Origin of the sequence: Motilimonas thetidivivens (assembly GCF_046452435.1) — a bacterium.
GTDB lineage: Bacteria > Pseudomonadota > Gammaproteobacteria > Enterobacterales > CBDFNC01 > Motilimonas.
On sequence record NZ_JBKFDK010000011.1, the window covers coordinates 100,380 to 117,028 of the forward strand.

General features: G+C 45.7%; 18 protein-coding genes. 6 read left to right on the top strand and 12 right to left on the bottom strand.

Annotation, left to right across the window (positions count from 1 at the left end; genetic code table 11):
* Positions 1–146: 146 nt before the first annotated feature.
* The 3 genes from ACK8OT_RS10340 to ACK8OT_RS10350 form a co-directional block, all read right to left on the bottom strand.
* Positions 147–2,882 carry a heavy metal translocating P-type ATPase gene (locus ACK8OT_RS10340; protein WP_410196435.1) on the bottom strand — a complete coding sequence of 912 codons (2,736 nt, stop codon included), beginning with the start codon at positions 2,880–2,882 and terminating at the stop codon, positions 147–149.
* Positions 2,872–3,318, bottom strand: a complete 447-nt coding sequence (locus ACK8OT_RS10345) for a MerR family DNA-binding protein (protein ID WP_410196436.1) — start codon at positions 3,316–3,318, stop codon at positions 2,872–2,874. Before ACK8OT_RS10345 ends, ACK8OT_RS10340 begins: the two co-directional genes overlap by 11 nt.
* Positions 3,319–3,471: 153 nt before the next feature.
* The gene (locus ACK8OT_RS10350; protein ID WP_410196437.1) at positions 3,472–4,065 is read right to left on the bottom strand and encodes a DUF4202 domain-containing protein; all 594 of its coding nucleotides are present in this window, start codon (positions 4,063–4,065) and stop codon (positions 3,472–3,474) included.
* An 85-nt stretch (positions 4,066–4,150) separates the two neighbouring features.
* Here ACK8OT_RS10350 and ACK8OT_RS10355 point away from each other — a divergent pair, with 85 nt between their 5' ends.
* The 3 genes from ACK8OT_RS10355 (at position 4,151) to ACK8OT_RS10365 (ending at position 6,620) form a co-directional block, all read left to right on the top strand.
* Positions 4,151–4,501 carry a cupin domain-containing protein gene (locus ACK8OT_RS10355; protein ID WP_410196438.1) on the top strand — a complete coding sequence of 117 codons (351 nt, stop codon included), beginning with the start codon at positions 4,151–4,153 and terminating at the stop codon, positions 4,499–4,501.
* A gap of 162 nt (positions 4,502–4,663) precedes the next feature.
* Positions 4,664–4,966, top strand: a complete 303-nt coding sequence (locus tag ACK8OT_RS10360; protein WP_410196439.1) for a hypothetical protein — start codon at positions 4,664–4,666, stop codon at positions 4,964–4,966.
* A 298-nt stretch (positions 4,967–5,264) separates the two neighbouring features.
* Complete coding sequence (locus tag ACK8OT_RS10365; RefSeq protein WP_410196440.1) at positions 5,265–6,620, top strand: ATP-binding protein; 1,356 nt, start codon at positions 5,265–5,267, stop codon at positions 6,618–6,620.
* Positions 6,621–6,656: 36 nt separating this feature from the next.
* On the opposite strand, the gene nrdG is transcribed toward ACK8OT_RS10365, so the two are convergent.
* The 3 genes from nrdG to ACK8OT_RS10380 form a co-directional block, all read right to left on the bottom strand.
* The gene (nrdG, locus tag ACK8OT_RS10370) at positions 6,657–7,124 is read right to left on the bottom strand and encodes an anaerobic ribonucleoside-triphosphate reductase-activating protein (RefSeq protein ID WP_410196441.1); all 468 of its coding nucleotides are present in this window, start codon (positions 7,122–7,124) and stop codon (positions 6,657–6,659) included.
* A 9-nt stretch (positions 7,125–7,133) separates the two neighbouring features.
* Positions 7,134–9,254, bottom strand: a complete 2,121-nt coding sequence (gene nrdD, locus ACK8OT_RS10375; protein ID WP_410196442.1) for an anaerobic ribonucleoside-triphosphate reductase — start codon at positions 9,252–9,254, stop codon at positions 7,134–7,136.
* 288 nt (positions 9,255–9,542) lie between these two features.
* Positions 9,543–9,884 (bottom strand): HI1450 family dsDNA-mimic protein, encoded by a 342-nt coding sequence (locus tag ACK8OT_RS10380; protein ID WP_410196443.1) that lies wholly within the window; start codon positions 9,882–9,884, stop codon positions 9,543–9,545.
* A 258-nt stretch (positions 9,885–10,142) separates the two neighbouring features.
* Between ACK8OT_RS10380 and ACK8OT_RS10385 the strand changes: the two genes are divergently transcribed.
* Together ACK8OT_RS10385 and ACK8OT_RS10390 are read left to right on the top strand one after the other, a co-directional pair.
* Entirely contained in the window at positions 10,143–10,337 is a 195-nt protein-coding gene (locus ACK8OT_RS10385; protein WP_410196444.1) for a hypothetical protein, read from the top strand.
* Between the two features lie 65 nt (positions 10,338–10,402).
* Positions 10,403–11,050, top strand: coding sequence for a DsbA family protein (locus ACK8OT_RS10390; protein ID WP_410196445.1), 648 nt, complete (start codon positions 10,403–10,405; stop codon positions 11,048–11,050).
* Positions 11,051–11,106: 56 nt separating this feature from the next.
* Here ACK8OT_RS10390 and ACK8OT_RS10395 read toward each other — a convergent pair whose 3' ends face one another.
* The 6 genes from ACK8OT_RS10395 to ACK8OT_RS10420 form a co-directional block, all read right to left on the bottom strand.
* On the bottom strand, positions 11,107–11,301 hold the full coding sequence (locus tag ACK8OT_RS10395) for a DUF4250 domain-containing protein (protein WP_410196446.1): 195 nt from the start codon (positions 11,299–11,301) through the stop codon (positions 11,107–11,109).
* A 137-nt stretch (positions 11,302–11,438) separates the two neighbouring features.
* A complete protein-coding gene (locus tag ACK8OT_RS10400; protein WP_410196447.1) occupies positions 11,439–12,341 on the bottom strand; it encodes a DMT family transporter in 903 nt (300 codons plus the stop codon).
* Between the two features lie 106 nt (positions 12,342–12,447).
* Positions 12,448–12,756: a c-type cytochrome gene (locus tag ACK8OT_RS10405; RefSeq protein WP_410196448.1), complete on the bottom strand. Its 309-nt coding sequence runs from the start codon at positions 12,754–12,756 to the stop codon at positions 12,448–12,450.
* 113 nt (positions 12,757–12,869) lie between these two features.
* Positions 12,870–14,105 carry an imidazolonepropionase gene (hutI, locus tag ACK8OT_RS10410; RefSeq protein ID WP_410196449.1) on the bottom strand — a complete coding sequence of 412 codons (1,236 nt, stop codon included), beginning with the start codon at positions 14,103–14,105 and terminating at the stop codon, positions 12,870–12,872.
* Positions 14,106–14,202: 97 nt separating this feature from the next.
* The gene (gene can / locus ACK8OT_RS10415) at positions 14,203–14,841 is read right to left on the bottom strand and encodes a carbonate dehydratase (RefSeq protein WP_410196450.1); all 639 of its coding nucleotides are present in this window, start codon (positions 14,839–14,841) and stop codon (positions 14,203–14,205) included.
* A gap of 223 nt (positions 14,842–15,064) precedes the next feature.
* The gene (locus tag ACK8OT_RS10420; protein ID WP_410196451.1) at positions 15,065–15,274 is read right to left on the bottom strand and encodes a hypothetical protein; all 210 of its coding nucleotides are present in this window, start codon (positions 15,272–15,274) and stop codon (positions 15,065–15,067) included.
* A 340-nt stretch (positions 15,275–15,614) separates the two neighbouring features.
* Between ACK8OT_RS10420 and ACK8OT_RS10425 the strand changes: the two genes are divergently transcribed.
* The gene (locus ACK8OT_RS10425; protein ID WP_410196452.1) at positions 15,615–16,571 is read left to right on the top strand and encodes a hypothetical protein; all 957 of its coding nucleotides are present in this window, start codon (positions 15,615–15,617) and stop codon (positions 16,569–16,571) included.
* Positions 16,572–16,649 lie beyond the last annotated feature (78 nt).

Consider the following 16,649-nt stretch of genomic DNA (forward strand, 5'->3'; position numbering starts at 1 on the left):
CCTAGAAAAGCCAAATGGCGCATAATAAGACATTTTTATGACAGTTAGATAACAGACCTACCCACTCTTACTTGCCCCAAAACCACCAGACAATCAAAATAATCATCGCTATGCCTAGCAAATTAACCCACATATTCATGCTCCTATTATTGTGCTAATTGTTTTGTATTAGGGGAAAACCAACGTAGTCGATTGGCATTACTTACCACCGTTACCGACGATAAAGACATCGCCGCACCGGCTATGATTGGGCTAAGTAACCAACCGGTAAATGGAAACAACAAGCCCGCCGCAATGGGAATACCCAGCGAGTTGTAAATAAATGCGCCCCACAGGTTTTGCTTAATATTGGTCATGGTGGCGCTACTGATGGCTATTACATCGGAAATGCCATGCAGCGAACTGCGCATTAAGGTGATATCGGCGCTTTCAATAGCCACATCGGTCCCTGCGCCAATGGCAAAGCCCACATCAGCCTGTGCCAGAGCGGGCGCATCGTTAATGCCATCGCCAACCATGCCCACCACCTTACCTTGGGCTTGCAAACGCTTGATCCAATCCAGTTTATCTTGAGGCAACTGATTAGCGTGAAAAGCATCTATGCCCGTTTGCTTGGCTACAACTGCCGCCGTGGCCGCGTTATCACCGGTTAACATCACCACTTCAATGCCTTGTTGATGAAAGCGCTCAATCGCCGATATTGCGTCTTCACGTATCGGATCATTTATGGCAAAAACCGCTGCTACTTGATAACCTAAGGCTAAAAAGACCAAGGTGCTGGCTTGCTGTTGCACTTTAGATAAGGCTTCACCACAATCAATGTCAAATTGCGCCATCAACTGCTCATTGCCCAATAACACCCGCTGGCCTTGATAACTCGCTTGCACGCCAAGACCCGTTAATGAGGTAAAGTCAGTGACGGTGACCGAGTCAGCCTTGGTTTTTGCGTTATCCGCATACTCCAACAAGGCCTGCGCTAAGGGATGATTCGCCCCTTGCTCCACAGCGGTAACAATGTCTAGCAGTGGCTTATCTTGAGAAAAACCATGATACGCCGTGACCTTAGGTTTGCCTTGGGTAATGGTGCCAGTCTTATCCAGTACCATTACATTGATTTCGCTGGCACGCTGCAAGGCGTCACCATGGCGAATTAAGCCGCCAAATTCCGCCGCTTTGCCCACGCCTATCATGGTCGAGATGGGGGTGGCTAAGCCCAATGCGCAAGGGCAAGCGATGATCAGCACCGCCGTTGCCGTCACTAGCATATAAACCAAACTGGGCGCAGGGCCAAAATTGTACCAAGCCAATGCGGTGAGAATGGCAATGATCATCACGCTAGGCACAAAGATCGCTGACACGCGATCGGCCAAATGACTAATGGGCGGCTTAGAATTTTGCGCTTGGCTCACCATATTAATGATTTGCGCCAGCACGGTTTCGCTGCCGACTTGCTTAGCCTCAAGTACAATACTGCCCGAGCCGTTCACCGTGCCCGCGGCAACCTTGTCACCCACTTGCTTAGCAACAGGGATAGGCTCACCGGTCAACATGGCTTCATCTATGCTGGTTTCCCCCTCGATCACAACGCCATCCACGGGGAGTTTTTCGCCAGCGCGTACTCGCACTAAATCACCAATAATGACTTGCTCTACCGGGAGTGAAACTTCTTCACCATTGCGGAGTACCCGAGCGGTTTTTACCCGTAAATCCAATAAGCGTTTAATCGCCTGCGAGGTGCGCCCCCTTGCTTTTAGCTCTAAGGCCTGACCTAGATTAATCAAACCTAAAATCATCGCCGTTGCTTCAAAATACAAGTGACGGCCACTGCTTGGCAGCCACTCCGGCGCTAACACCACCAGCATCGAATACAGCCACGCCGTGCCGGTGCCCAGCGCAATTAAGGTGTCCATGGTGGCGTTTCGCGCAGTAAACGCACGCCATGCGCCGGTAAAAAAGTGTTTGCCGCTGTGCCATAAGATCAAGCCAGTTACCACGCCCACCACCAGCCAGCTAAGCTGTTCGCTGGTGGTATTCACTTGCATCGACCCACCCCATAAACCATATAGCATCAGCGGAATACCTAGCCCTAGTCCTATCCAGCTTTGCTTGATTTTACTGCGATATTCTTTGGCCTCACGGGCTTCTTTTTCTTGCTCGGCCACGTCACTATCTAAGATGACTTTGCCGTCATATCCCGCCCCTTGGATCGCCTTGATCAAGGTATTGGAATCATAAATGGAAGTGATACTGGCCGTGCGGTTGGCAAAGTTAATGCTGACAGAGCCAGAGTTAACCTCAGGTAAGGCATGCAGCGCTTTTTCTATGCTATTCACGCAGCTGGCACAGGTGACGCCGATTAAAGACAAGTTGACGGTTTGCGGATTCACTGAAGGCTCAGACGCGACTTTTACAGGCGCCTCTTCCTTGACGACGGGCTTGGCGGGGCAAACCGCTTTAATTGTCGCCGCTTGTTGCTGTTGCTGCTGATAACCCTGCTCAGCGAGGATCTGCTCCACATAACCATGACTTAAATGACTCTGTAGCGTTAAATGCTGCGCTTGAATATCCAGCTGAACTTGAGCCGATGGATCGTCTTGTAAGATCCGCTTGGTAATTTTGTTGACACAAGACTGGCACGAAACCTTGGCGGTATTAGTTTCATAGTGCTGCGAGGAGGCTAACTGAGCTTGGTAGCCCGCCTCATTGATGATATAGAGAACATCGTCTTGATTTAATCCCGTTCGCACCACGGCAAAGGTTTTCGTTGCATCCACCGTTAGTTCAACATCCACGTCGCGCTCACTGAGTGCACTGCGGATTTTATTCACGCATTTCATGCAATTCACGCCTGCCAACGTAATCGCCATGGGATTATTGGTCATGATTTGGCTCCTGTGTTTTACGCTCATCGCTCTGCTGTGACCAATTGGCAATCAAACAACAAATCGCTTGACCGTTTGGCGCCATGTCAGGTTGAGTGGCCCAATCGGCAAAGGTGGTTTCCATTAAATGAAGATGATGCTGCAGCTGAGCGATTTTGTCCTTGGTGTCGGCGATTTTATCGCTGAGCATTTGCCTGACTTTAGGGCAAGGCGAATCCTCACGTTGCGAGTAATCAATGATCTCTGCGATTTCCTGCAAACTAAATCCAATGCCGCGCGCATGGTTGATAAAAATCAGTCGCTCTAACGCCGCGCTGTCGTAGCGCTTATAACCATTGTTAGGGTCTTTACTGGCACTCAGCAGCCCCTTGCGGGTATAAAAGCGCACGGTTTCAGCCGTGACACACGCCGCACGGGCAATTTCATTGGTAAGCATGATGTATCTCCATCTAGCTAATTCAAGATGATTTAAGCATACAACCTAGGTGTAACACATAGGTCAAGGAGATATTTTAATTAATCTAAGAAAGGTAATTAACCAAGCCATGCTAGGCATGGCTTGGTTGAAGCAAAATAGACAAAAAACTGCTTACTGATCTGCTAACGCCTTTTCGATCAGCGGAACCAAGGGCTCTGGTAGGGTGATATTACCGGCCAGCACAAATTCATGGGCCTGCGGCGACATTTTTTTCCACGTGCGCTGTAAAATGCCGATCCATTTTTGCTCATCATAATCAGGCTTGGTCGCAGCAAACGCCAGCATGTAATGCTCAATAAATACTAAGCTAGCGACGTCTTCCACCAACTGGCTATCGGGGTTTTTCTTGATTTGCTTTTTCGCCACGGCGGCATAAACGCGCTCACGCGCCGCGTCATCATAGCCTACCTGCTGCATCAGCTCGGTTACCGCGTCGGCGTGAAACAGATACAAGGCACTGCGCCATTGATGATAGCCTTGCTTGTTCATCGGAAAATCGCTGCGCGGCGAACACCAGCGCTTAATATGCTGCGCCCGTACCGCAATTTGCATTAACTCATCGGCGTCCGGAGCAAAGCGCAACAGCATCTCAGTCATACGCTGTGAATACAGTAGCTCTTTTGGCCAATTTTTACCGTCACACTCTTCTTGGTTAGGATCTTGGCTATTGGCTTGATCAATTAACTCAATCACTTGGCTAAACATAAGGCATTCCCTTTATCAAATATTCTCGGTATTTTATGCAGCTAGCATGGATTAAGCTAGTTTGCTGTTATGCCTAGGGAGCAACATGACCGTTATTTCAAAACAAAACGCCGAGCATTATCACTGGGGTGAAGAGTGTGATGGTTGGCATCTTGTTAAATCCCAAGCCTTAAGCGTTATCCAAGAGCGGGTGCCACCCGGCGGCTGTGAGATACGCCATCTGCATCAACACGCAGAGCAATTTTTCTATGTGCTGTCGGGTTGTGCAACGTTAGAAGTTAACGGTGAAACGCATCAACTAACCGCCCAGCAAGGGCTTCATGTACCCAGTAATACACCCCATCAGTTAAGCAACCTAGGCCAAGTCGATTTACATTTTATCGTGATTTCTACACCGCCAAGTCATGGTGATAGGGTCGTTATTGATAGCAAATGATTGGATGTGCAGTACTACAAAGTTTTGTAGACTTAGCATACTGACAATTAATAGGTAACACACTGTTTACCTTATATAAAAATAGTGTGAATATTGAGGTAAACCTTTTTGGGGGGCCTTATCACCCCATTATGGTATCTAAGAAGCTGCCAGAGGTATCCAATGTCGAATGTACGCGATGTACTTATTTATATTCAAAACAACCCTAACTGTAACTCTTCTGGAGTTGACTGTTACATCGTTAAAGATCTTTTTGAAAGGGGACTGGTTTATGGAGAGGATATTACTTCATCTTCATCACCGACTGATTTTGAATATCAAAACTTAAGGTTAACAGCTCTTGGGCTTGATTTCATTGAACAGCCAACGGCTTCAAAACAAGGTAGCTTGTTTAGAGTAGAAAAACTATGGATTCCAATTCTACTTGTTGTAATTAGCTTTGGGCTTACGTACTGGATTAAGTGAACTTCTAAAGAGCAACCTCGATGAAAGCTGAGCTTTCATTCATTGACCCAGATACCTGAGTTTATCGCAGCATGACTGCTGCTCCTACGTGTCTTGGTAATTGGTGAGTAACAAGGAGCAAAGGCACTGCATTTTACAAATTAGTTATCCATGATGCTTTCCTACAACAGGTATCTGTTAGGTAATCATAACTACTGTAAAGATAGTTACTGTAAAAAAAGTTACTGTAAAAATATTTACATTAACTACTTTACCCCCTACCCTATTCGATAATGATGAAGTGATACGGTGGCCTAGGATGGATAAATTTTATAACCGCCAAGCAGAGCTTAACGCCTTGCAGGCTGTTTCAAGTAACCTGACAGAAACCAAAGGTCAGCTGAGTGTGATGGTTGGCCGTCGGCGTGTGGGTAAAACACGCTTGCTTAATGAAGCCTTCCAGCGTGGCAAGACGCCATTCCTTTACCTATTTATCAGCAGAAAAAGTGAAGCGTCTTTGGTGGCTGAGTTTGCGGAGATCATCAAAAGTGAGCTAGGCGCGAAGTTTTTCCAGCCACAGTCCCTTAGGGACATTATTGATTATCTGTTGGATTATACCAAGAGCGCGCCTTTAACCGTGGTCATAGACGAGTTTCAAGACATAGAGCTTGTTAATGCCAGTTTGTTCTCAGACATACAAAATTTATGGGATAGCAATAAACGCAGCGCCATGATCCACCTCGTTTGCTGTGGCTCGCTTTACAGCATGATGACCAAGATCTTTAAGGGTAAGGATGAACCCTTATTCAATCGTGACGATCGCTTCTTTAAGATCCAGCCATTACAACCCTCTTATCTTGCCGAGGTCATGCAAGATCATCAGCAATTTTCTGCTGAGAATATGCTGCGCTGGTGGTGTCTATCTGGGGGGATCCCTAAATATTTAGAATGGCTGACGAGATTCTCAGCCCAAAGTGAGGACTTATTTGAGGCCGTGATCTCAGAGTTTTCACCTTTAATCAAGGAAGGCACACATCGATTAGTTGAGGATTTTGGCTCTGAGCATCGCGTTTATTTTGATATTTTAGGCGCCATCTCCAAAGGCCATACTAGCCGAGCAAAAATCGAAAATTTCTTAAATATGAGCGTTGGCGTGCACCTAGAAAAGCTTGATGACGTTTTTGATGTCATCACCAAAAAGCGTCCTATTAGCTCAAAAGAAAACTCTAGGGATATTCGCTACGCTATCTCAGATCCCTTCTTAAACTTCTGGTTTAGGTTTATTCATGCCAACAAAAGCGCCGTGGAAATGGAAAACTACGATTATATCAGACGCTATATATCGCGTGATTTCGACGTCTATTCAGGGCTTGAACTAGAAAATCTGTTCACCGCGATTTTGGTTGAGTCTAAACAATTTGGCAAAATTGGCGGCTTCTGGGATGCCAAAGGCCACAACGAGATAGATATCGTTGCTGTTAATGATTTAGATAAAAAGGTGCTGATTGCCGAAGTAAAAAGGCAGCAAAAGCGCTACAGCGAAGCCAAGTTAATCGAGAAAGCCCATCAGCTATTACAAAAGATGAACCTAAGGGGCTACCAGATCGAATACCGCGGCTTTTCGCTAGATAACCTAGTGGCGGTAATGGAAGAATACAGGACACCAGCCAAATAAGCATTTTGGGCTGCTTGCTAAGACACTCAACTGAACTCATTCACTCAAGGTATGAATGATCTGATTACTGCTGCCGCGCCATTTTAAGCTCGGGTCGGCCAGCTCTTGCTCAAATGGGCCGTCGATCAGCACATCCACCAGCTCGACCACTTTTTGCTGCGCAGGGCTTAAGTTGTTTAAGGTATAACCCGTCCAGCACCAAATATCTTTGCCTTGGGTGCGCGCCTTTACTTGCTGCAGTAAATCCAGCACCGCTTCTAAGTTGTTGGGGTGCAGTGGGTCGCCGCCAGAAAGGGACAAACCACGGCGCTTGATCCTAGGATCGTTAAGATCATTAATAATGGTCTCAACCATGGTTTGATCGAATGGCAAGCCCGCATCACAGCGCCACGTGGCTTGGTTATAGCATCCCTTGCAGGCATGCTCGCAACCCGACACAAACAAGGTACAGCGAGTGCCGGGCCCATTGACGACATCCACGCTGTAATACTTTTGATAATGCATTAGCTTGGCTTACAGGTGCTTAACACGGCGTTGCACTTCTTCTTGCTTGCCGTCGTTAAATGGCCGCGCATCTGGGCTGCCAAGATAACCACACACGCGGCGCGTCACCGATACCGTGGCCGGATTATGGTTGCCACAAGACGGGCAAGTAAAACCTTTGCTGGTACAGTCAAATTCACCGGTAAAACCACATTCGTAACATTCATCTATCGGCGTGTTGGTGCCGTAATAGGGCACACGCTCAAAGGCGTAATCCCACACGTCTTCCAAGGCTTCAAGGTTATGCTGCATGTTGGGGTATTCGCCATAGCAAATAAAGCCGCCGTTGCTGATGTCGGGGTAAGCCATTTCAAAGTCTATCTTGTCGAACGGGTTTACTTTCTTTTCCACGTCCAGATGGAAACTGTTGGTGTAATAGCCCTTATCGGTCACGCCATCAATCACGCCAAAATATTTGGTGTCCAACTTACAAAAACGGCTGCACAAGTTCTCACTTGGGGTGGCGTAGAGGCTAAAGCCATAACCAGATTCTTGCTTCCATTGTTCGGTGGCTGCGCGTAAGGTGCGCACGATATTTAAGGCTTTTTCACGCAATTCATCGTTGTCATAAACATGGGTATCGGTGCCGTATAACGACTGTACGGTTTCATGCAGACCAATATAGCCCAATGAAATAGAGGCTCGGCCGTGTTTGAAGATTTCACTGATATCATCATTTGGCTGTAATCGAACGCCGCAAGCCCCTTCCATATAAAGGATTGGCGCAACGCGGGCTTTCACGCCCTCTAAACGACTGATACGTGAATCTAATGCCGCCTTAGCGATGGCTAAGCGCTTATCCAAAATCTTGTAAAAACGACGCTCGCTGCCTTTGGCTTCGATAGCAATGCGCGGCAAGTTTAAGCTCACCACACCTAGGTTATTGCGTCCTTCGTGGATCAGCTCACCGTCTTGTTCGTACACGCCTAAAAAGCTGCGACAACCCATCGGGGTTTTAAACGAGCCGGTGACTTTCACGATTTGCTCGTAATTTAGTATATCGGGATACATGCGCTTAGAAGCAGACTCCAGCGCCAATTGTTTAATATCGTAGTTAGGATCGCCCGGCTTGTGGTTTAAGCCACCCTTAATGGCAAACACCAATTTCGGGAAGATAGCGGTTTTCTTATTTTTGCCTAAGCCCGCAATGCGATTTTTCAAAATCGAGGTTTGTATTAAACGCGCCGCCCAGCTAGTGCCTAAACCAAAACCAAAGGTCACAAACGGCGTTTGGCCATTGGCGGTGTGTAAGGTGTTTACCTCGTACTCCAATGATTGAAACGCATCGTAGCACTCTTTTTCGGTGCGACTGCGAGCAAATCCCTCGGCATCGGGCACTTGCCATTCGTTGGCCAGCGCCACGTTTTTCTCGTAGCTGGCTTCCACATAAGGGGCGAGTACTTCATCAATACGGTTAATGGTGGTGCCGCCATAAATATGGCTGGCCACTTGGGCGATAATTTGCGCCGTCACAGCGGTGGCGGTGGCGATGGATTTCGGTGTTTCAATTTCGGCGTTACCCATTTTAAAGCCGTGGGTCAGCATGCCTTTTAAATCGATCAGCATACAGTTAAACATGGGGAAAAACGGCGCGTAATCTAAATCATGATAGTGAATTTCACCGCTTTCATGGGCTTTAACTATTTCCTTAGGCAACATATGACGCGTGGCGTAGTGCTTAGCCACAATCCCAGCTAATAAGTCACGCTGTGTGGGGATCACCTTGCTATCTTTGTTGGCATTTTCATTGAGGATAGACGCGTCACTTTGTTCAACCAAACCACGAATTTGCGTGGCCAAACGCCCTTTCTTTTCTCGCACCGAATCACGATCATGGCGATATTCAATGTAATGACGCGCCACTTCTTTGTAGTCGCTGGCCATCAATTGGTTTTCAACCGTATCTTGCAATTCGTGGATATCTACTTCGTAGCGCTGAGCAAGCTCTTGAGCCACATTTTCAGCAATGGTTTGGGCATAGCGCTCATCGGGCTCTAGCACGTTTTCCATGGCACATAATACGGCAGCTTTAATTCGGTTAAGATCAAAAGGCACACGCGCGCCATCGCGCTTTATGACGACAGGTTTCAAAGCAGAAACTCCTAATTATGAAAAGGCCACGCACTAAATGTGGGCTTAGAAAGATTCAAGGAACACTAGATGTTGTGTATTAGGCGAAAAAAAGCCATAGAAAGCGTTGATCTGGATCAACTGTAAAAGAGGATGTCGCGAGCATTTAGCTAATTGAGATTGACGTCAAAATTGATAATTTTTTTTGCTTTTTTACTTGCTTCAATGCCAAGGCTTGGTGCGCTTGGCATCCTAAAAAATCAAGCAAAATTGCTGTGATATATTGCGCTTTTTTGCAGCAAAGTGATTTTACTCTGACTCTTCAGTATCAGCTTGCTTCCATAGAATATGACAAAATTTTTCGTCTTTATCTTTACTGATCAGCAAACGCGCATATACATCACTTAACTCGTCTTGTTCGTCGACTAGGCCAACCATCACTTCCGCATAGTCATCTTCGTCAACTTCAAATCCCACATGCTCATCCCAATCAAAACCTACCGCCACTAAATCAGCAGCGCCCTGCTCTTCAAATTGTGCGGCTAATAAAATCATATCCGCCGGATCTAGGTTATCACCTGCCATATCGATAAAAATATCGTAGGCGGCATCAATTAATTCATCTGGGGTAAGTTGGTTGCTAGCTGTCATCGGGATCTCCTAAATAATTGGCGAAATTAGAGCACGCAATCGGTAACAAAGATACCGGAAAATACAAATCAACCGGTTTAAAAAAAATTAAAAAAAATTTTTTTTTTGCTTGAAATTTTGTCAGCCTAGAGCCGATATGGACGCCGCCGTAGGGGCAAAATCACTTAGCATTCATTTTGAGAACTTATCGCATTTAGCCACTTTTTCTCTCAGTTTTATCTCCTATACTGATTCTTGTATGACACATAGGAGGGGACCATGATAGGTAAAATAGCTGCTTTTTCCGTCGCCGGTAGACCAAGCCAACATGCTGGAATTGTTACTTTTTTTAACCAAAACACAGATGAAGTAACGATTCGAGATTTTGAAGGTAACATCTGGAATGGCTGGGGTTATCAAATTAAATTGCTGCCATCACAAGAGCCAAAGGCAAAAGCGCAACTGCGCAACTAATCCCCTAGAGACTCGGCGCTAGCTTTGTTATGCTGCGCCTTCTTTAAACTAGATTATCTAACCCCATGAACAAAATTATCTATATTGCCGATCCCATGTGTAGCTGGTGTTTTGGCTTTAGTAGCGAGTTTGAAAAACTACGCAACAACCTAGCGCAATATTCGTTTGAATTAGTAATGGGTGGCTTACGTGCAGGCCCAGATGCGCAACCTCTCGATGACAAATTGGCGCAAGAATTAGCGCATCATTGGCAAAAAGTCACCGCCATGACAGGTCAACCAATTGAGAACAAGTTAATTGAACAGGTTGGCCAATTTGTTTATGACACCGAGCCCGCTTGTCGCGCTGTGACCTTGATGGGAGAAGCCGCGCCTAAACATCAGTTTGACTACTTACTGGCCATTCAAAAGGCGTTTTATCTTGATAGCAAAGATATTACCCAGCCCGAGGTATTGGCTGAGCTGGCAGCCCCTTGGCTCGATGCTGATTTTTTCCTTGAGCTGTTTAACAGCGAAGCCATGATTGAAGCCACCGAACAAGACTTCCATTTATCAAGACAGTGGCAGGTATTTAGCTACCCTACTTTGGTTTATTCAACCGAAGACAGAATGGTTTTATTGTCACAAGGTTACGCCAAGGCAGACGCGATAGAGCAAGGCATCAAGCAAATTGAGCAGCAATTAGCTAAGCAAACACAAGCGGATGACGAATAAAATTTAAGGGGCCTAGGCCCCTTGCTAACAGTAACCCAACTTTTACTAAAGCAGGCCTACTTAGATTTGAATTGATTGGTTAAAAAATCGTACTGGTAGCCTATTGTCAATAGCTTATCTTCTAGGCCTTCTCTGGGAATATCAAACTGCCCCACCAAGTCTTCCAGGTCTTCACACTCAATACGCAGTTGTTCATTAACTATGCTTAACAGGATATGACTATCCATACTATGAAAGCGACTTAGATCCATGCTTTTGCCCCCTCTGTAGTATCTACATTTAGTACCTACATTTAGCACCCACATTTCATTTTAGTTCATCAAGATAAAAACGGTTAAAAAAGCAACTTAGTTCAAGTCAAAATCGTAAACCAGTTAACGTTATTAGACTATTGTGATGGATTAGTTTTTGCACTCACCATTGCCATCGCAATCCCACCTAATACCATAGCTGACGCCAACGTTAGCGACCAAGACCAAGCTTCGCTCAACAACACAACGCCTAAGATGGAGGCGATGATAGGGACAGTTAATTGATACAAACCTGCCTGTACCGCCGTCAATTTAGTCAATAAGCTGTACCACAAAGCGTAACCTAGCGCCGACGCCACCACACCCGAAAGACAAGCAAGTAAGATCCCCACACCCGAAACAGGCTGCGACCAATTAAACCAAGGCACGAGTAATAACGAGAGCAAAGCGGCGCGGCCAAAATGCTGACGGCTTAGCCAAACTACATTACCCTGCCCACTTTGCTTACCGAGTAAGGTATATGCTCCCCATGCGATGCCTGCCGCCGTCATTAATGCCGCAGCCGATAATTCAGGCCAAGCACTACCGGGCAAAAATAAAACACTCAACCCCAACAATGCCAACAGCATACCTAGCCATTGTCCGATAGTTGGCTTAACCCCAGTAACAACACTGGCAACAAACAAAGTGATTTGAACCCAAGCAAACAAAATCAGCGCGCCTAGCCCCGCCCCTAAACTTAGATAAGCAAATGAAAAGCCAGCGGCATAAACAAGTAAAAAGATGGCTCCCCACCAGCTAACGCGAACTTGTCCGGCTTGCTGGGGCTGTGCTTTTGCCTGACTAAGCCAAACCAAAATAACGAGGGTAATTGCGCCTGAGCTAAGCCTGATAACCGTAAACTCGCCGGCCGCAATTAAATTTTCAGCCAGCGCTAAACGGCAAAAAATGGAGTTAGCGGCGAAAAGCAGCAAGGTTAGGCCAAGCTTTAGCCAAAAGCTAAGGGAGAAACATGAGGGAGAAACAGGATCTGAAGTCATCGGGCTATCGCAGCAAAATATCTATGATAGCCCTAATGGCAATAGCCAACCAGCCAAACGCCAAACTAAGTTGGTTTGCGATTAAAGTTGGCTGGTGATAATCGCCTTATTTTAGTGAAGCATAATAAGCAGCTAAATCCGCAATATCTTCATCCGATAACGCTGCCGCATTGGCTTGCATTACCGCCGCCAAGCCACCCGTGCGCTCTTTATTTTTATACGCCTTTAATGAAGAAACTAAATACGCCTCATTTTGCCCTGCTAAATTAGGATAAACAGGCACACTAGCGATACCGGCTTCACCATGACAAGCAACACAAGTAGCTGATTTTGCTTTGCCCGCTTCGGCATCCCCCGCTTGCGCTAAGCCAGGTAAACACGCTAACAGAGACAAACCTAATAACACTTTTTTCATTTTTAATTATCCTTCACATTGCAGGTTATCTTGATAAATTGAATTAATTTTAGCAGCTTAAGTAACAATGATAGCCACTCAGATCAACTAATATTCAGCTAACAATCCTTTGGCTAGGTGACCTTACCTTGGTAAATACGTTGATAAACGGGATTTAGTCCATACTGCAAGCAGACATCGCGTGGTGAACGAACATCCCATGCCACCATATTGGCGACCTTACCAACCTCAAGCGACCCCTCTAGCTTCTCCACCCCTAATGCCCTAGCGGCATTGAGTGTGATGCCTTTGAATGCTTCTTCGGCGCTTAAGCCAAAGTGAATACACGCCATGTTGGCAGCTAGCAATAACGACAAGAGCGGCGATGAGCCGGCATTGTAATCACTGGCGATGGCCAGATTAATCTTGTATTCGCGCATTAAATCGATCGGGGGTAAATGCTTTATTTGCAGATAGTAATGGCTTAGGGGTAACAAAATGGCGTTGCAGTCATAAGTTGCAAGGGCTTTGACACCATGCTCATCAAGGTAGTTCAAATGCGCCACCGCTTTAGCATGATGTGATGCGGCCAACGATGCACTATGCAATAAACGAAACTGCTCACTGTGGGCGCGAATGAGCAGTTTATGGAATTTCGCCACCTCAAAAATTGGCTTAGCCATGCTTAAGCTAAATGCGTTTGGATCACAAAAGATGTCTACCGCATCAATTAGATTTTGCTCCGCGAGGGCTGGGATCATTTGCTGGCACAGTAACGCTAAATAGGCATCTTCTTTGCCTTGATACTCAACCGGAAAGACATGGGCTCCCATGAACGTGGTGGACACACTAATAGGTAGGGCTTTTTCGATGGCTTTCGCCACTTTGAGCATTTTAGTTTCGGTTTCTAAATCTAGGCCATAACCCGATTTAATTTCGATGCGAGTGACTCCCTCCTTGATCAACTTTTTTACTTTCGGCAGGGCTATGTCCAATAATTGACGCATACTCGCTTGGCGAGTTTCTCGTACCGTTGAATAAATGCCACCCCCTTGGGCTAACAAATCTAAATAAGGTACACCGCGTTGCATTAATTCGTAATCATCACTGCGATCACCGGCAAACACTAAATGGGTATGGCAATCAATCAAGCCGGGAGATAACCAGCGTCCTTGCAAGTCAATAACCGTTTGCTGGGTCAGCTCACTGGCATCAAATTCGGACATTGGCGCAATGCAGCAAATAAAGCCATCGGCCACACCGACCGCGCAACTTCGTTGGGTGCCAAAGCTAGTCGGCACATTGGGGTCAAAACTGATTAACTCAGCATTAATCCAAATGGTAGAGCATTGAGCAAAAGTGATATTCATTGTTGACCTAGAAGGCATTGATACAGAACACGTCTGTATCAACATCTAGTTCATAACCCCGCGTAGGGCAAATTGGAATAACAAATAAGCGGGTGACTTAACAGCTATGATCAATCTGATAAATATGATCTAATTGCTCTGCTGACGACACTGCCACATTGAGATCTTTAAGCAAACCATCTTTAATTGAATACACAATACCATGCACAGTCAGCTGCTGACCTCGCTGCCACGCGTTTTGCACTATGCTGGTATGGCAAACATTCGCAACCTGCTCCATCACGTTAAGCTCACATAGGTAATCCACTCGCTGCTCTTGGCTCATGGCTTTATCAAACCTTGCTTGGTGCTTTTGATAGGTGTCTTTAATATTGCGTAACCAATAATCAATTAAACCGTGAGAGGTATTTTCCAGCGCGGTTTTAATGCCGCCGCAGCCATAATGGCCAGTAACGATAATATGCTTAACCTTGAGGACATCCACCGCATACTGGATCACCGACATACAATTTAAATCCGTATGCACCACCAAATTAGCAATATTGCGATGCACAAAAATGTCACCCGGTAATAAGCCCAATAACTGGTTAGCTGGCACTCGGCTGTCGGAGCAACCTATCCACAAATATTCTGGAGCTTGCTGGGCTGCTAGGGATTCAAAAAAAGTGGGGTCTTCGGCTTTAATTTTTTGCGCCCAATCGCTGTTTTGCGCTAACAGCTGTTTTATTTCATTCAATCTCAAATCCTCTGCATTATCTCATGGGCAAATGCGTTGATTGTTCAGGACCTATTGTTCGACTCTTTACGCTTAAAGGTCGCAACAACATGTCAAACAAACCCGTGCCTTTTTATTTTTTTACCTGATGGCAAATTTTATCGGCTTAGAGTAAACAAACCCTGATGCAAAGCAAATAATAAAGCGCTGATTAAGCGATTTCCTTTCCAACACTCAATCTAAACTAATGAAGTAACCAAAATAGATTTTCTTTATAACGGATCCAGTTGGCTTTGCTGAGCTTTTGAAGTTCGGGTAGCCATAGCCAGAGTAATACCGCTAGCATCATCAGAGCGTCGGCAAACCAGCCTTCAATCAACAGACTTATTAGGGTTAACCCCGCAATTAGCAACCGTTGTATATGTGAGTTTTCATGCTGTGCTAAATTCATCATGTCCTCCCTGCGCACCGCATATAAGCACTAACTAACAAGAAAATATGCATTTTACATTCCAGCAATTTGATGCAAATTCGAGTATCATTTCCTCCTTACAAAGACTCAACTGAAGTTATACTTAATGTACGCCTCCCATTTATGAGCTGCTGTTGCATAAATAGAACATAAGTTGCTCTATTCATCTCCATCACATATCAAGCCCATAAGTGTGGAGCCAAGCCGTGCATGATGATGTGATTGCGACTTAAAAATAAGGGATGTCAAAACAGGCTACATCCAACGTCGCATATAGCGTTGTATTAAAGGCTTATCTACTCGATGTAGAAAGGAGGCCAAAATGAAAAAAGGATTTACTGTGCGCAGTTTCTACCCACTGATATTGTTTACCACCCTGCTTATGCCCATGGCGTTTGCGGCTGATTCAGAGCAAGAGGCAAACGAAAGCCTATGTGAATATGAAAGCCAAGAAAACACCATGCTTGATAAGGCCTATGATTACCTTAACACTAAGATGTGTGAGCCCGCCCTGTGGTTTGATGACTTCTTTGTTGATGAGCGTATCAGTGAAGATGCTCGCGCAGGGACCATGGTGCGCTGGTATAACGACTTTAAATACACTGAGGGTGAGGGTTTTGACTATAAAACTCGCCTTTCTGCGCGGGTGCACATACCTAAAGCGACTAAACGCCTCAAGCTCGTGTTTGATAATGATGCCGATGATAAGGTAGCCGACCTTTTCCCTGGCAGTTCCGATGACACTAAAAATACCCTAGGACTGCAGTATGATTGGTTTGTAAAAGGCCGCTCTAGCTTAAACTTTAAGCTGAGCTTTCATCCGGGGATCGAAGCGCGCTATCGCTATACTTACCCAATCAGTGACGCCACCTACGCTCGGTTAACGCAGAAGGTTTATCAAAAGAAAAAAGAAACTGGCAGCACAACCAGTGTCGATTTAGACCACAGATTAAATGAAAACTTTTTAATCCGATGGAATAACTTCGTTAAATTTTCGACCGAATTTGATGGCTCAGAGCTAGGGACAGGCCTCACCTTGTATCAATACCTGTCGGATAAGCGCGCCTTAGCTTATGAAGCAAGCTTGTATGGTAAAACTCAGCCTTATCGCTTTCTCGCCAATCAACGCTTAGCTGTCCGCTACCGCCAGAATATTCTGCGTAAATGGTTTTTCTATGAAATAACCCCCGCGATTGAGTGGCCCAAAGAAGAAGACGAGCCAAGACGTGATGAAGCATCTATTACCTTGAGATTAGAGGTGCTGTTCAACAATATCTAACCTTGCAGTTAGTTTGATAGCTAGCACCTATCAGACTAACTGTTATAAACCAATATCACCTTCACAACTTTTCCTCTA